Source organism: Martelella sp. FOR1707, assembly GCF_053484265.1.
The window spans coordinates 622115-638112 of sequence record NZ_JBAKFP010000003.1 but is presented as its reverse complement, the minus strand read 5'-3'; the positions used below and the strand labels follow the sequence as shown (position 1 = coordinate 638112).

Sequence of the window (15998 nt, the reverse complement as noted above, 5' to 3'; positions counted from 1 at the left end):
CTACGCGCGGCGCGGCCAGAATCAGCGCGGTACGAAGCAGCTTCCGCCTTCCGCCTTGTAGCGTTCGCACAGCGAAAGCGCTTCTGAAAGGCTGGAAGCGCCGATGCGCACCCGATAGAACGTCCCCTTGCCCGCAATCGTCGCAGGAACGATCTCCACCGGTCGCCGCCCCAGCACCGAAGGATGCTGGGCGCTGAGCCGCCGATAGGCCTGCTGCGCCTCTTCCACCGAAGGCAGCGATGCTATCTGCATCGCATAGGCGGAAGTCGACTGCGCGCTCGCCTGCGGCGCTGCCGCGGCAGGCGCTGCTGCGGCAGGCGCGGTCGTCGCAGGAGCCGGGCTGGCGGCGGCAACGCGCGCGGGCGCGCCGCCGGGCGGCCGCCGCGTCGGCAGCGGCACGTTGGCGATGCCGAAATCCTGTACTGGCGCGTCCTCGGCAGCCGGTTGTTCCGGTTCTTCCGTCGCTTCGGCCGTATTCGCGGCAGCAGCCTCAGCCACAGTGCTGGGTTCGGTAACCGGCGAAATTGCCGTGTCTTCGGGCGTTGCAGACGCCGGCGGGGTCTCGGTCGCCTGCGATGACGGAGGCGCCAGCGAGGGCGCCGCGTTCTCGCCGCTGGATCCGGCGTTTACGCTGTCCTGAGGCACGGAGGTGACGAGTTGACCGGTTTCATCGGGAAGCGCCGTCTGCGTCTCAATTCTTCTGATCCCGGTCGACGACGACGGGCTGAGCTGAGCCGCATCGCGTTCGACCAGCGTGCCATCGGGCCTCACGATCATGGTTCTGACCTTGCGCGGCTCGAGACCACCGGTATCGGCAGTGCCGCTCGACGCGCTGCCGGCCAACGGATTGGGCGCGACGCTTTCAACATCGGTCGGCTGCTGATCGGAGGCGATCAGGCTGCCCTGGCGCGGCGGTTCGGCCAGCGTTCCGGACACATCGTTGAAAACGGCGTTGTCCTGGTTGGGCACAACCTCGCCGCCCGGATCCTCCGGCGCTTCCTTGACGCTTGAATTGTCAGCGGTGATGACCACCGGTTCGCCGCCGCCGTCGCCGGCGAAATAGCGCATGCCCGCGAACACGAACAACACGGCCAGCGCAATTGCGGCGATGCCGATCAGGGCGACACGCCCTGCTCCGAGGAAGGTGGCGGGCAGCAGGCCCGGACGACGCTCGCGATCGTCAAAGTCGTAATAATCGTCATCGACCGCAGCTTCAAAGCCCTCGGCAGCCTCATTGTAGCCGGCCTGCGGCGGAACGGCCTGCCTGAGGGGTTCGTCATAGGCTTCGCTGTGAGCGGCGGCGTAATAGTCGACCTCCTCCGGCAGGTCCGGCTGGGCGGGCGGCTCCTGCAGTGGATCGACCAGAGCCGGCTGGCTCGCCAGCACATCGGCAAGCTCCTCGTCGAGGTCGAATTCGTAGGGCTCGGCGGAGGCGCGGGCCGGCACGACCTCGTCGTCGCCCATCGGCGGCAGGTCGAGTTCATCGACCGGCGCGGGCGGTTCCTCCGTCGAAATCAGCGCGGCCGGATCGAAATCGCCGTCGCGATCGTCGTCGCCAGCCGCCACCTCGTCCAGCGGTCCCGGGCCGTCATCGGCCAGTTCGAGCTCCGAAAGCTCAAGCGCGATTTCGTCGAGGTCGAGATCGAGCTCCTGATCCTCATGCGCCGCCGGCTGCCGCGGCTCGGGCTCGTATGCGGGTTCCGTCTGGTATTCCGGTTCCGGTTGGTGCGGCGGCTCCGGCTCGTATTCCGCCGTCGGCGCGTAGCTCGGCTCCGGCTGATATGGCGGCGGGGGCGCGACAGGTTCCTCGGCGGGCGGCGTCACATCGGTCTGGCGGGGTTCTTCCGGCTGGTATCCGCCAAGCGAACCGCGCAATTCGAAGCTTCCGAAATCATCCGGCTGCTCGTTCTCGGGCGCGGGTTCGGCCGGCATGCTGTCCCAGATCGAAGCCGGCCTCTCTTCGGGTTCAAAGGGCGGAGGCTCGTCGTAACGGTCCTCCTCTTCCGGCGCGAAGGACGGCTCGGCCGCGTGGCGCGACGGCGGCTCGGACCGTTCGGACGGAGCGGAAAAGTTGTCGAACTCGCGCAGAAGCTCGTCCGTCAGGTCATCTGCCGTTTCCGGCGGATACGGACCTTCCTGTCGGCGCGGCGGCTCATTGTCGGACGTGCCGATCAGCCTCGCCAGTTCGGCAAAGGGATCGTCCTCGTCAAAGCCGCCATTATTGCCGTTACCCGGCTTGTTCTTGTCTGCCATTTTCAAACCACCGAGGCTGCCATCGGCCTAAAAGGCCGACGGGAGAGTGCAGGTGGACCTAACGCATTTCCTGCGGCGCGTCGGTTCCCGTGAGAGCCAGTCCGGAACGCAATACGGCAGCGACAGAAGATACGAGTCCGAGCTTCGCAATCGTTGATTGTCTGTCACTCTCATTAATAAAGCGTAACTCCTGCTTTTCCTTCCCTTTATTCCAGTGGGAATGGAATTGCGACGCCAGATCATAGAGATAAAACGCCAGCCGATGCGGCTCGCGCATTGTCGCCGCCGATTCGACTACCCGCGGATATTCCGCAAGCTTGGCCACAACTCTAAGTTCTTCCGGCTCATAAGTCGCCTGCTTTACCGCATCTTCCAGTGTTTTTTGTGAAATATCCAGTCCCGGAAAGTTCTCCTGGGCCTGCCGCAGGACCGACATGCAGCGCGCATGGGCATACTGTACGTAGAATACAGGATTGTCTTTCGATTGCTCTGTCACCTTGGCGAAGTCGAAATCGAGCGGCTCGCTGCTCTTGCGATAAAGCATCATGAACCGCACGGAATCCCGGCCAACCTCGTCGACGACCTCGCGCAGCGTCACGAAATTGCCCGACCGCTTGGACATCTTGAGCTCCTGGCCATCGCGCATGAGCTTGACCATCTGGCACAGCAGCACCGTCAGCTTGGTCTTGCCGCCAGACACCGCCTTGGCGAGCGCCTCCAGCCGCTTCACATAGCCGCCGTGATCGGCCCCAAGAATATAGACCATCTCGTCGAAGCCGCGCTCGTACTTGTCGCGGAAATAGGCGACGTCGGCGGCGAAATAGGTGTAGCTGCCATCGGACTTGATCAGCGGACGGTCGATATCGTCGCCAACTTCAGTGGAGCGGAACAGCGTCTGCTCGCGGTCCTCCCAGTCCTCCGGCGTCTGCCCCTTCGGCGGCGGCAGCGTGCCCTTGTAGACATGGCCCTTGAAGGTGAGGTCATTGATCGCGGACCGGATCGCCGCGGCATCGTCGGCGTGAAGCTGACGCTCGGAGAAGAACACCTCATGGGTGACGTTGAGCGCGGCGAGATCGGCGCGGATCATCTCCATCATGGCGTCGATCGCCTTTTCCTTGACGATCGGCATCCACTGGTCTTCCGGCAGATTGTGCAGCGACGGACCGAATTCCGCCTTCAGCGCCTCACCGACCGGCACGAGATAATCGCCTGGATAAAGCCCCTCGGGGATGTCGCCGATCGTCTCGCCGAGCGCCTCGCGATAGCGCAGGAATGCGGAGCGGGCGAGCACGTCGACCTGCGCGCCGGCATCGTTGATGTAATATTCCTTGGTCACCGCAAAGCCGGCGTAATCCAGGATATTGGCGAGCGTATCGCCCACCACCGCGCCGCGGCAATGGCCGACATGCATCGGCCCCGTCGGGTTGGCGGAGACATATTCGACGTTGATCTTGCGGCCCTTGCCGATTTCGCTGCGGCCGAAATCCTCACCTTCGCGGACCAGCGCAAGCAGAACGCGCTGCCAGTAGCGCGCAGAAAACCGGATATTGATGAAGCCCGGACCGGCAATCGAAAGCTCGGCGATATCCTCATCGGCCTCAAGCGCGGCGACGATCTTTTCGGCAAGGTCGCGCGGCTTGGTCTGCAGCGGCTTGGACAGCACCAGCGCGGCGTTGACGGCAATATCGCCATGGCTCGGGTCGCGCGGCGGCTCCACCACGATGCGGGTGAAATCCAGCGTGTCGCGCTTTTCGGCGATTTCGGCAATCGTCAGCAGTTGTTCGTTCAGTCTCTGTTCGAAATCGGTAAAAAGGTTCATGTCAATTTCCATCCGCCGCCACGCGGCCGGCGCAAAAGGGCGCAGTTTGCCGGGCTCCTACCGTAAATCAGGGGTATGGTCAAACAACTGGCGGTGCGTGTTGTAGGCGTAGGTATCGGTCATGCCGGCGAGATAGTCGGCCACATGGCGGGCAAGCTGCGCGTCCTCCAGCCGCTCGATCCCCTCGCTCCATGAATGCGCACCCATCAGCTTCGGGTCGGCGATATAGGCGTCGAAAAGGTCGGTCACGATCTGGGCCGCACCCTTGCGGATCACCATGATATCCGGATTGCGGTAGATATGATGAAACAGCAGTTTCTTGATCTGCCGGTCGATCTCCGCCATCGCGGGCGAGAAGGTTGCCAGCGTCATGCCGGCGCGGCGCACCTCATCGGCCGATTGCGGCGCGACCGTGCGCAGGTTTTCCTGGGCAACGCCGATCACATCCTCGACCATGGCGGTGATCTGGCGACGCATGATCTCGTTGGTGAACCGGCTCGATTCCAGACCGGGATAGCGATCGCGAACCTCATACATCAGGCCGGCCAGAAACGGCACCTCCTCCAGCATGTCGTAGCTCAGATAGCCCGAACGCAGCCCGTCATCGATATCGTGCGTGTTGTAGGCGATATCGTCGGCGATCGCAGCCACCTGCGCTTCCATGCTGGCATGGGTCGAAAGCCAGAGATCGTGGCGGGCGCAATAATCGAGGATCGGCTGCGGAACCGGCCCGCCAACGCCCTTCCCCTCCGCGTCCTGCAGAGGGCCATTATGCTTGACCAGCCCCTCAAGCGCCTCCCAGGTCAGGTTGATGCCGTCGAATTCGGCATAACGGCGCTCCAGCTTGGTCACGATCCTGAGCGATTGCGCATTATGGTCAAAGCCGCCATAGGCCGCCATCTTCTCGTGCAGCGCGTCCTCGCCGGTGTGGCCGAACGGCGTATGGCCGAAATCATGCACCAGCGCCACGCCCTCGGCAAGATCCTCGTCCAGACGGAGCGCGCGGGCGAGCGAACGGGCCACCTGCGCCACCTCGATCGTATGGGTCAGGCGGGTTCGGTAATGATCGCCGTCATTGGCGATGAAGACCTGCGTCTTGTGTTTCAGCCGGCGGAAGGCGGTGGTATGGATGATCCGGTCGCGGTCGCGCTGAAACGGCGAGCGCGTCAGGCTGTCGGGCTCGGGATAGAGCCGGCCGCGGCTCTGCCACGGATTGCAGGCATAGGGCGCGAGCGCCACATCGCCGAAACCCAATGCCGATTTGTCGATTGTCATGCTTATTCCTGTCGCGGGAAGTGTTCCTGCTTGCGTCCTGCCGGCCACCCGGTTGCAGATAGACCGTTGACGGCTGTCATCGCCGTTCTTAACTAAGATCAAAGGCCATTGGAAGGCGTGGATCATTCCGTGCGCCAAAACACCGATTTCAGCCCGCCTGCCGGGCTCAGGAGACTGACAATGGACACCAAGACTGTCACGCTTTCAGAGGCGGCGGCCAAGAGGATCGCCGCAATCATCGCAGCCGAAGACGGCAAGAAAGCCCTGCGCGTTGCCGTGGAAGGCGGCGGCTGCTCCGGTTTCTCCTACAAGTTCGATCTCGCCGAAGAGGAGGAAGCCGATGACGTGGTGATTACCCGCGGCGATGCAAAAGTGCTGATCGACGAGATTTCGCTGGTCTACATGGCCGGCTCCGAAATCGACTTCGTGGACAACCTTCTCGGCCAGTCCTTCCAGATCCAGAACCCCAACGCGGTCGCAAGCTGCGGCTGCGGCACCAGTTTTTCTATCTGAGCACGGGGCAAAGGTGGCGTTCCTTCCGCCCCTCAGGGGCGGTCGGCGCCTTCTCCGAATGCACCTCAAAGGCCGGGCCAAGGGGCTAGGCAGCAATCTTCGTCTTGAGGCCGCGTGGCATCTTGGCCCCCTCCGCCGTACGACAACTTATTTTTTAATCATCTGATTGACTAAAGGACGACAAGTGATTACGTTAAATTTATAGCGCTTGGCGTTATGCGACGAAATTCATCGTGGGTTGGTTAAGTCGGCCGTCTACCGACTTTGGCCTTTCAGGCAGCCGCGTTCGCGATGACCTCCAGGAACACCCCGGCATATCCCTGCGCCGGGGTGTTCTTTTTTGTTCAGGCCGACCATATCGGCGTGCCATGCGCGAACAACGCCTGGACAACCAACGCTTACAAACGCACCGATACCGCCCCACCAGCAAAGCAAAACGCCCCGGACATGATGTCCGGGACGCTGCAAAAGCCGGAGGCCCCAAGGCAGCCCCCCACTCAGCTTCAGGCATCGATCGTTTTGCCCGCCCGCTCCGGAATGACGAGCGAGAGCAGGATGGCCGAAATACCCGACAGGGTGATCGGCGTGGCAAATACCTTCTGAATGATATCGGGCATCTGCTGCATCGACTGGGGCACCAGGGTGACGCCGAGCCCGAGGCCGAAAGAGACCGCCATGATATAGACCTTGCGATGATCGATCGGCTCGGAGGCCAGGATCCGGATGCCGGCGACGGCGATCGATCCGAACAGCACCACCGTTGCCCCGCCGAGCACGGGCTTCGGCACCAGCAGGAACGCGCCGCCGATAATCGGGAAGAATCCGAGCACCACGAGGATGCCCGCAATATAGAAGCCGACATGGCGGCTGGCGACGCCGGTCATCTGGATAACGCCGTTGTTCTGGCTGAAGGTGGTGTTCGGGAAGGTGCAGAACAGGGCCGCAATCCCCGAATTGATGCCGTCTGCCAACACGCCGCCCTTGATGCGGTTCAGATAGACATCGCCCTGAACCGGCTCACCGGAAATAACCGAATTGGCCGTCAGGTCGCCGGTCGTCTCGATCGCGGTGATCAGGTAGACGAAAGCAATCGGGATGAACAGGCCGAGATCGAAATCCAGGCCGAATTTCAGCGGCACGGGAACGGCGAAGACAGGCTGTGTGCCGAGCTGCGAAAAATTCACCATGCCGAAGAAGATCGAAACGATGAAGCCGACCAGCAGACCGAGCATGATCGCGGCGATCCTGACCATGGGCTGTTTCGAAAACGAGAAGAAAATGATGACCGCAACAACGAGCAGGCCGAGGAAGATATTGACCGGCGCGCCAAGCGCTTCACCGGCGCCGGCGCCGCCGGCGAAATCCGTGAAGCCCGATTTCACCAGGCTGAGGCCGATCACCGTGATGACGATCCCGGTCACCGTCGGCGTGACCACGCGGCCCATCCGGGTGATGAACTGGCTGAGCACGATCTCGACCACGCAACCGACGAGGCAGAGCCCGAAAATCATCGCCAGAATATCCTCCGGCGTGCCGCCCCTGCCCTTGACCGCGAAACCGGCTGCCAGAATGACGCCGAGAAAGGCGAAGCTGGTGCCCTGAACGCTCAGAAGGCCGGAACCGACCGGCCCTATGCGCCGGCACTGAATGAAGGTCGCGACGCCCGAAACGAACATCGACATGGCCAGAAGATACGGCATGTGAACGCCGAGCCCCAGAGCGCCGCCGATGATGAGCGTCGGCGTGACGATGCCGATGATGCTGGCCAGAATGTGCTGGATGGCAGCCAGAAACGAGGCGCCCGGCGAAGGCACGTCGTTGAGTTTGTATATGATGTGATGTTGATCGGACATTAATTCATCCCCCGCGGCCCTTGCCGCTTGTTATCGCTCGCACTTACACGAATGTCCCAAGCAACATCCGTGCCACAAATGTGTCATACAATGTTTCATGCGCGCAAGAAGTGAAAATGCGACCCATTACACGTTTCACATCCGGCGACGGCAAGAGACAGCTGAAGCGGAACGGCGTGCGAACCCGGCGCATCAGGCGCGAATTCATGCAACGGGAACGCGAACTGCTCATTTCTGTGGCAAATCGCAAGGCAGGCGCGGCCGGCTACGACGCCTCCTGACGACCTGCCGTTGGCCCATCAGGCTATCGCCCGGCCAAAGACATGTTGATTATCGCCGGTCGGGGGCTTCCTTGCCCGTGCTTGATCCGGCATGATCGCGCGACCCGGCCGCCGGCGACGCACGCGTCGCGAACAATGGCTTTTCCAAAACGCCTGGCACGGGCGAAACGGTTTCCCCAACGCGGTCGCGGATACGGAATTTGACATGAAGATAGCCACCTGGAACATCAACGGCATCAAGGCGCGGCAGGAAAACCTGGTCCGGTGGCTGGAAATGGCATCGCCCGACATTGTTTGCCTGCAAGAGATCAAGTCCGTCGACGAGAATTTCCCGGCCGCCCCCTTTCAGGACCTCGGCTATCACGTGGAGACCCACGGCCAGAAAGGCTTCAACGGCGTCGCGCTGCTGTCGAAGAAAGCGCCGGAAGACGTCCAGCGCGGCTTTTCGGATGGTCATGATGATGATCAGTCGCGCTATATCGAGGGGGTCTTCAGCGTGAAGGGCGGGGTGATCCGCGTCGCCTCCATCTATCTGCCGAACGGCAACCCCGTCGACACGCCGAAATACCCCTACAAGCTTGCATGGATGGAGCGTTTGCAAACGCTTGCCAAACAGCGGCTCGACCTTGAAGAACCGCTGGTGCTGGCGGGCGACTACAATGTCATTCCCCGCCCCTGCGACTGCCACGACCCCGCCGTGTGGGCGGGCGACGCCCTGTTCCTGCCGCAGACCAGAGAGGCCTTTTCAGAACTGCTCGGGCTGGGGCTCTACGATGCCGTCGCCGGCGCCGACGAGGCCGGCGGTCAGTATACGTTCTGGGATTATCAGGCCGGAGCCTGGCCGAAGAACAACGGCATTCGCATCGACCATATGCTGCTCTCGGCCGAGGCGGCCGACAGGCTGGTGGCCACCTCGATAGACAAGTCTGTCCGAAGCTGGGAAAAACCATCCGACCATGTGCCGGTGATCTGCCAGTTTGAGTGCGACTGGGCCTAGAAACCTTGAGGCCTGGATGCAGGCTGCGCTGCACATCCAGACGTGGTCGCGTCAGGGAGAACCGGTGCTCATGTTGTGCGCGAGCGCGATCGCGCCGCGGCGGTCATTCTCGTCCACCACGGAAAAGCACTTTTCCTGCAGATCGCGAATCCAGCTGCAATCGCCGATCTGACAACGATCGGCCGCCATCGTGAGATAGGCTAGACCGAGCACCGGCTGGCCTTCGTTGAAAATCAGATCGCCGAAAACGGCCATCGCACTGATATTGCCGTTCTTTCTGGCAAGATTCAGCCATTTCTTGGCGAGGCGCACATTCTTCGCGCCACCCTCGCCATTCAGGATCATCTGGGCGAGTTGGAACTGCGCCTCCGGATTGCCGAAGACCGAAGCGGCCTGGAAATAAAGCTGGCGTGCCTGTGCCAGGTCCTTCACCACCGGCGTATCCGGAATGCCGGACTTGTAGTAGCCGGCAAGCGCAAGAAGCGCGTTAACATAAAATCCGGTATCGGGCGAGCCGGGCTCCACATCGTGGTTGACGATCTCGGCATAGGCCTTGAAGGCCTCATAGTCGTTCTCCGGCACGCCATCGCCGAACGCATACATATTCGCCAGCGCCCAGCGCGAGCCGGTATGGCCCTTTTCGGCAGCATAGCGATAGGCTTCGACCGCCTTTTGCTTGTCACCGTTCTTGTAGGCCTTGAAGCCGAAGCGGAACAGATCGAAACGCCCGGAATCCTTGGGTATGTCGTTGGAGATATCAAAGGCCGATACCGGCGCGCCGGCCATGACGAACAAGCCCGCCGCCACCACATACACGCCTGTCTGTCTCAGAATTGCCTTCATCATCAAACGATTTCACCACGTTGTCGAGGGCGCAAAGATCTTGTCGGATAAAACCGCGATCACACGTCCGGCGGACTGCTGCGCGCTCTGTTCCCTTTCACATGCCGCGTGTTTGTGGCGGGAAATAGACGCTAACGCCGAGATCGTTTGTACGAGAGAACTGAAACAATTGCTGTGACACAACAGCCACAGTCACCGGATTCATTGGAAAGCGTTAACATGCTGATATACAGTCAAGCCTCCGCTCTCGCCTCAAACGCCTCGTCGTGCACCCGCTCTCGACCAAGCGCCGCGACCGCGCGTTCAAGAGAGGTCGTTCTTTCATCACCCGAACCCGTGTGGAACCATCGGCACAATCGCCTTGCTCTATTGCGGAAGTCTCTTTGCCATACTACACATCGCTCACCGCTTCGCCGATTTTGGGGAAGCGGACACAGGTTGCGGTTCAACGTCGCCAAGCGCTTCCGGAAAGGTCGATACCGCCTCTCCGACGCGACCAGGCGGAAGTCGAGCCATTCCCTTGTTCGGGAACAACCTGCTGCGGGCGTGGCGAAACTGGTAGACGCAAGGGACTTAAAATCCCTCGACCGGATGGTCATGCGGGTTCGACCCCCGCCGTCCGCACCAATCGATCCGAAATCAAGCGCTGTGTTGTCTCTTCGAGAGCCGGACAGCCGGTTTTGAAAACCGGTGCGCCGTGCCCGGATCAGCTTTCGCGTGCTTCAACAGTCCCGCTCCGCTCAGGCACCCATGCGTATCGCACGCATCGCACGCGCCTGATCGTTTGAAATACCGCAAACTGAGCCGCGCCGCAAAACGAAAAAGCCCGACCAAACGGCCGGGCCTTTCCTGATCTGTGGAGGCGTCTTCTTAGAAGTCGCGCTGCAGACGGAACCAACCGGCCCAGTACTGATCGTCTTGGTAGTACTGCGAAGGCAGGTCGGTGTAACGAACGTTCAGCTTTGCGCTCAGGCCTTCGACAATGGTGTAGTCGAAGAGTACGCCAGCGGACCAGAAGTCCTCATTGTCAGCGCCCGGAATATTAGCCGAGGTCCACTGAGCAGCAGGCGTGATCGCGAAGTTGTCGGATACGTTCAGCTTGTAGCCAGCAGCCAGCGCCCATTCGGCGTAAACGCCAGGAACAGCCGTCGGGGTCGCGAGCGAGAAGTCCTGGAAGTCGTTGCCGCCGTAGGTCACGGCATAAGCGTTCCAACCGGTGGCGTAGATAGCGCCGAGGTCAAGAGCGCCCGGGCCAAGCGCCAGCGAGGTCATGGCGCGGAAAGCGGCTTCTTCGTTGTAGGTGTCGTAACCGACATCGAGCTTGGCGCCAACACCGCCGGCCTGGAAGCCAACACGACCGGACACGCCGAGGTGCGGTACGTTGTTGCCCGAATTCATCAGACCGATCATCTTCGGCTCGAGGAAGTCGAGCGAGATGCCGCCTACGAAGCCTTCGCCGGTGTAAACGTAGCGGACCGAGTTGAACTTGGTCTGGCCGTTCAGATCGTCGATTTCGCCGAGGAGGCCCTGATCCCAGTAGCTGTTGAAGTAACCGGCCTGGAAGCCACCGAGCGACAGGTAGGTCTCGTCGAGATAAACGTCGGTGTAGCCGTTATCGGAGTAGTAGTCCGCGTTCAGCGAGATGAAGCCGGAAAGAACGCCGAGTTCGGTTTCGGTCTTCGAGGAAATGTCGATGTGACCGCGGGTGTAAACGTCCCACGCATCAGGAACATTGCCGCCACGCGAAGCGTCGACCTGGAAACGGACGTAACCGCCGATATCGAGGCAGGTGTCGGTGCCCGGGATGTAGAAGTAGCCGGCACCAAAGGCGTCGCAGATTTCTACATAGTTGGCAGCTACAGGCTCGATGACCACAACCGGGTCGGCCGCCTGGGCGCCGGAAGCTGCTGCGACTGCTGCAGCGGAGCCGAGAAGAAGGCTCTTCACGTTCATAATGACCTCCAAAAGGTTTTAAAGCGGAATGGGTTTTTCGCCTGAGCGTTCCCTGCCCCATTCCGGGTTTCAAGAAGATCGGGTTGTCTAGTCCCTCGCTTCTGAGTGTGAACATACAAGACCGCCGCCCGATCGCAATCATCAATCGCCCGCACAGCCGCCGCCGAGGCTTCCTTACCGGCTTGCTGTTGCCGATACGCAACAAGTTGGGGCTGTGAGGCGGTCAAATCTTTACAAAAGGTAAAGAAAACAAGCGCCAACGGGGCGATTCCACCCAGCCACGACAGTTCGAACGCAATAAAGACGGCGCATATTCCGCGACTTCAACGTGAAAACGCGCCCAATATCCGCAAAAGAACGAAGCGGAGACCTGCATTCCACCGCCGCAAAAGCGAATCGGACCAGCTTTCTGCTCCTAAGAGAGCTAAACGAGTTCGACGTCGACCACGCCCGATACCGCGCGCATGGCTGACGCCACTTCCGGGGAGAGCCTATACTTGCCCGGCAGCTCGACCTCCACCTCGCGCAGCCCCTCGTTCTGGATGACCACGAAGGACACGATTCCGTCTCCGCTGGTGTTCAGATGCCTGGAAAGCGACGCCAACGGCGAATCATCGCGCAGGTAGACGCGCATCGCGCTCTGCTGGCGCACCGCCTCTTCCTCCAGCGACTGGACCGTCTGTATCCGCATGCCAATGCCTTCGGGACGGACATCGGCCGCCACGGTGATGACAACGGAAGTTCCCGGCTCCAGGAGATCGCGGTACTGATAAAGCATCTCGGAGAACAGCACCGCCTCGAACTGGCCGGTCGCATCCGAAAGCGTGATGATGCCCATACGGTTGCCCGTGCGGGTCTTGCGCTCCTGCTTGGCCACGACCGTGCCGGCCAGGCGCCCGCGGCCGGCGCCATTCTTCACCGAAAGCGAGAAATCGGCGAAGCTCTGGACGCGCATGCGCGACAATATATCGGCATAGGCGTCAAGCGGATGCGCGGTCTGATAAAAGCCCAGCATCTGGAACTCCCGCATCAGCCGCTCCGAATCCGGCATCGGGGTATAATCCGGCAGCGTGATCTGGGGCAGGTCGCCGGCGCTGCCGAAAATGTCCGCCTGGCCGCTGGTCTTGTCATCCTGGCTGCGCTGCGCCAGGCCGATGATGCGATCGAGCCCGGCCAGAAGTGCGGCGCGATCCTTGCCAAAGCAATCAAAGGCGCCCGCGCAAATCAGGCTTTCGAGCACTCTGCGGTTGACGAGTTTCGGATCGATCCGCCGCGCGAAATCCTCCAGGCTATCGAACGCCCGGTCCCCTCTGACCGTAACAATATGGTCGACCGCTGCCTCGCCCACGCCCTTGATCGCCGCGAGCGCATAGAAGATCCGCCCTTCGCCCGGCTCGAAATGCCGGTAACTGGTCTGCACCGAGGGAGCGACGACCTCGATGCCGAGGCGCTTTGCATCATGACGAAAATCGTTCAGTTTTTCGGTATTGGCCATATCAAGCGTCATCGACGCTGCAAGGAACTCGACCGGATAATGCGCCTTCAGGAAGGCCGTATGATAGGACACGATCGCATAGGCGGCGGCGTGGGACTTGTTAAAGCCGTAATTGGCGAATTTCGCCAAGAGATCGAAAATCTCGTTGGCCCGCTGCTTCTTGACGCCCTTTTCCACCGCGCCATCGACAAAGCGAACCCGCTGCTTGTCCATCTGCTCCTTGATCTTCTTGCCCATGGCGCGGCGCAGAAGGTCGGCTTCGCCGAGCGAATAGCCCGCCAGCACCTGCGCCACCTGCATCACCTGTTCCTGATAGATGATCACGCCCTGGGTCTCGGCCAGCAGCGGGTCGATCAGCGGATGGATAGACTCGATCTCCTCCTCATTATGCTTGCGGGCATTATAGACCGGGATGTTTTCCATCGGGCCGGGACGATAGAGCGCCACCAGCGCGATCAGATCCTCGATGCGGTCGGGTCGCATACCGATCAGCGCCTTGCGCATGCCCGCGCTTTCCACCTGGAACACGCCGACCGTCTCGCCGCGCGCCAGCATCTCGTAAGATTCGGCATCATCCAACGGGACGAGCGAAAGATCGACCGTGATTCCGCGGCGAGCAATGAAGTCGACTGCGGTCTTCAACACCGTCAGCGTCTTCAGCCCCAGAAAGTCGAACTTCACAAGGCCGGCCTGCTCCACCCATTTCATATTGAACTGGGTAACCGGCATGTCGGAGCGCGGATCGCGATACATCGGCACGAGTTGCGACAATGAACGGTCGCCGATAACGATGCCCGCAGCATGTGTCGAGGCATGGCGATAGAGGCCCTCGATCTTCTGTGCGATCGCCAGCAACCGCCCGACGATCGGCTCCTCTTCCGCGGCCTCCTGGAATTTGGGTTCGTCCTCGATCGCCTGAGCGAGCGTCACGGGATTGGCGGGATTATTGGGAACGAGCTTGGAAATACGGTCGACCTGGCCATAGGGCATCTCGAGCACCCTGCCGACATCGCGCAGCGCCGCGCGGGCCTGCAGCGAACCGAAGGTGATGATCTGGGCAACCTGCGCGCGGCCGTATTTCTCCTGCACGTAGCGGATGACTTCCTCACGCCGGTCCTGGCAGAAGTCGATATCGAAGTCCGGCATCGACACGCGTTCGGGATTGAGGAAGCGTTCGAACAGCAGCGAGAAACGCAGGGGATCCACATCCGTGATCGTCAGGGCGTAGGCGACCAGCGAGCCCGCGCCGGAGCCGCGGCCGGGCCCGACCGGTATATCGCGCTCCTTCGACCATTTGATGAAGTCGGCAACGATCAGGAAGTAGCCCGGAAACTTCATGCCTTCGATCACGCCGAGTTCGTAGTCAAGACGCTCGAAATAGTCCTCGCGCGTATGGCCCGGGCTCATGCCCACATGGGCAAGCCTCGCCTCCAGCCCCTCGCGCGCCTGCCGGCGCAGCTCCGCGGCTTCCGCCCGCTCCGCCTCCTCGGGATCATCTGACGCGCCGGTGAAGCGCGGCAGAATGGGCATGCGGGTATCGAGTACGAAGCTGCATCGGCGCGCGATCTCCACGGTGTTTTCGATCGCCTCGGGCAGATCGGCAAACAACTCCGCCATTTCATCCTGCGACTTCAGATAGTGATCCGGCGTCAGTCTGAAACGGCGATCATCCGATACAATAGCGTTGTGCGCCACCGCCATCAGCGCATCATGCGCCTCGAAATCATCGCGGGTCGGGAAAAACGCCTCGTTGGTCGCAACCAGCGGCAGATCGAGTTCATAAGCGAGAGCGATGACCCGACGCTCGTGCTGGACGTCGAAGTTGCCGTGCCGCTGAACTTCGACATAGAGCCGGTCACCGAAAGCGGATTTCAGGAATGCGAGCCTTTCGGCGGCCTTCGCCTCGAAGCCGGAAATAACGGCCTCGTCGATCGGCCCGGTCCGCCCGCCGGTGAGCGCGATCAAACCGTCCGAATGCGCGCTGAGCCATGACTTCGTTATATATGTGCTGTCATGCCCCTCTCCGCCGAGATAGGCCTCACTGACAAGATGCATCAGATTGGCATAGCCGGTCGGATCGGCGGCGAGCAGCACGATCGAAGGTTTCTTCGGCGGCAGATGCCCGCCGCTGCGGCGCTCGCCGTCGCCGCCATCCTCCATATCGATCGACAACTGGCAGCCGATGATCGGCTGGAGCCCCTCGCCCACGGCCTTCTGGGAAAACTCCAGGGCGCAGAAGAGATTATTTGTATCGGTCACCGCAATTGCAGGCTGCCTGTCGGCCACGGCGAGCTTCATCACCGTCTTCAGCGGCAGTGCGCCCTCGAGCAGCGAATAAGCCGAGTGAACGCGCAAATGCACGAAACGAACCGCCTGCTCTTTGCCTTCAGCCTGCATCTCGAGATCACTCCTTCATCGCCGCCAAATCAGATACGCCACCCGATTTTGGCAGGCGAGCAACGCCGGTGCAAACGCTCGTCTCGCAATGCACAGAAACCTATAGCGAGCTCACGATCAACGCCATGCTGGCCAGGAACAGGCTGACTGAGAAGAAAGCCGCGATGTCACGCAGAATATCGGTCATGATTGCCTCCGTTTTGCTTATAGTCCTTTTATGTTCTATTTTTGTTCTCTTTGCAAGCCGGTTTATTGCCGGCGAAGACGGACCACAGCGCACGGAGAGACTCGGAATCCGGGCAAGCATCTGAAAATATGT

Annotated in this window: 9 protein-coding genes and 1 tRNA gene; 3 read left to right on the top strand and 7 right to left on the bottom strand. The window is 61.1% G+C overall.

Annotated features, from left to right (window positions below):
- Nucleotides 1-21 precede the first annotated feature (21 nt).
- Genes V6765_RS10805 through V6765_RS10795 form a run of 3 tightly spaced genes read right to left on the bottom strand, consistent with a single transcriptional unit; the run spans nt 22 to nt 5347 of the window.
- On the bottom strand, nt 22-2253 hold the full coding sequence (locus V6765_RS10805) for an SPOR domain-containing protein (RefSeq protein ID WP_448428568.1): 2232 nt from the start codon (nt 2251-2253) through the stop codon (nt 22-24).
- Nucleotides 2254-2311: 58 nt separating this feature from the next.
- Nucleotides 2312-4072, bottom strand: coding sequence for an arginine--tRNA ligase (gene argS / locus V6765_RS10800; protein ID WP_448428566.1), 1761 nt, complete (start codon nt 4070-4072; stop codon nt 2312-2314).
- Nucleotides 4073-4129: 57 nt separating this feature from the next.
- On the bottom strand, nt 4130-5347 hold the full coding sequence (locus tag V6765_RS10795; protein WP_448428564.1) for a deoxyguanosinetriphosphate triphosphohydrolase: 1218 nt from the start codon (nt 5345-5347) through the stop codon (nt 4130-4132).
- 180 nt (nt 5348-5527) lie between these two features.
- Between V6765_RS10795 and erpA the strand changes: the two genes are divergently transcribed.
- Nucleotides 5528-5860, top strand: a complete 333-nt coding sequence (erpA, locus tag V6765_RS10790) for an iron-sulfur cluster insertion protein ErpA (protein WP_448428562.1) — start codon at nt 5528-5530, stop codon at nt 5858-5860.
- 503 nt (nt 5861-6363) lie between these two features.
- On the opposite strand, the gene V6765_RS10785 is transcribed toward erpA, so the two are convergent.
- Nucleotides 6364-7713 (bottom strand): uracil-xanthine permease family protein, encoded by a 1350-nt coding sequence (locus V6765_RS10785; protein ID WP_448428560.1) that lies wholly within the window; start codon nt 7711-7713, stop codon nt 6364-6366.
- A 486-nt stretch (nt 7714-8199) separates the two neighbouring features.
- Here V6765_RS10785 and xth point away from each other — a divergent pair, with 486 nt between their 5' ends.
- Complete coding sequence (xth, locus tag V6765_RS10780) at nt 8200-8991, top strand: exodeoxyribonuclease III (protein WP_448428558.1); 792 nt, start codon at nt 8200-8202, stop codon at nt 8989-8991.
- Nucleotides 8992-9042: 51 nt separating this feature from the next.
- Here the strand turns inward: xth and V6765_RS10775 are convergent, their stop codons facing one another.
- The gene (locus tag V6765_RS10775) at nt 9043-9777 is read right to left on the bottom strand and encodes a tetratricopeptide repeat protein (protein ID WP_448428802.1); all 735 of its coding nucleotides are present in this window, start codon (nt 9775-9777) and stop codon (nt 9043-9045) included.
- A gap of 597 nt (nt 9778-10374) precedes the next feature.
- On the opposite strand from V6765_RS10775, the gene V6765_RS10770 reads away from it, so the two are divergent.
- Nucleotides 10375-10461, top strand: a tRNA-Leu gene (locus tag V6765_RS10770).
- A gap of 243 nt (nt 10462-10704) precedes the next feature.
- Here V6765_RS10770 and V6765_RS10765 read toward each other — a convergent pair.
- Together V6765_RS10765 and dnaE are read right to left on the bottom strand one after the other, a co-directional pair.
- Nucleotides 10705-11787, bottom strand: coding sequence for a porin (locus V6765_RS10765; RefSeq protein ID WP_448428556.1), 1083 nt, complete (start codon nt 11785-11787; stop codon nt 10705-10707).
- A gap of 424 nt (nt 11788-12211) precedes the next feature.
- The gene (gene dnaE, locus V6765_RS10760) at nt 12212-15679 is read right to left on the bottom strand and encodes a DNA polymerase III subunit alpha (RefSeq protein WP_448428554.1); all 3468 of its coding nucleotides are present in this window, start codon (nt 15677-15679) and stop codon (nt 12212-12214) included.
- Nucleotides 15680-15998: the final 319 nt, after the last annotated feature.

Excerpts from the sequence above, each read along its gene's own strand:
- erpA (WP_448428562.1), top strand. The coding sequence starts at position 5,528 with ATGGACACCAAGACTGTCACGCTTTCAGAGGCGGCGGCCAAGAGGATC.
- V6765_RS10785 (WP_448428560.1), bottom strand. The coding sequence starts at position 7,713 with ATGTCCGATCAACATCACATCATATACAAACTCAACGACGTGCCTTCG.
- dnaE (WP_448428554.1), bottom strand. The coding sequence starts at position 15,679 with ATGCAGGCTGAAGGCAAAGAGCAGGCGGTTCGTTTCGTGCATTTGCGC.
- argS (WP_448428566.1), bottom strand. The coding sequence starts at position 4,072 with ATGAACCTTTTTACCGATTTCGAACAGAGACTGAACGAACAACTGCTG.
- V6765_RS10775 (WP_448428802.1), bottom strand. The coding sequence starts at position 9,777 with ATGGCCGGCGCGCCGGTATCGGCCTTTGATATCTCCAACGACATACCC.
- V6765_RS10805 (WP_448428568.1), bottom strand. The coding sequence starts at position 2,253 with ATGGCAGACAAGAACAAGCCGGGTAACGGCAATAATGGCGGCTTTGAC.
- xth (WP_448428558.1), top strand. The coding sequence starts at position 8,200 with ATGAAGATAGCCACCTGGAACATCAACGGCATCAAGGCGCGGCAGGAA.
- V6765_RS10765 (WP_448428556.1), bottom strand. The coding sequence starts at position 11,787 with ATGAACGTGAAGAGCCTTCTTCTCGGCTCCGCTGCAGCAGTCGCAGCA.
- V6765_RS10795 (WP_448428564.1), bottom strand. The coding sequence starts at position 5,347 with ATGACAATCGACAAATCGGCATTGGGTTTCGGCGATGTGGCGCTCGCG.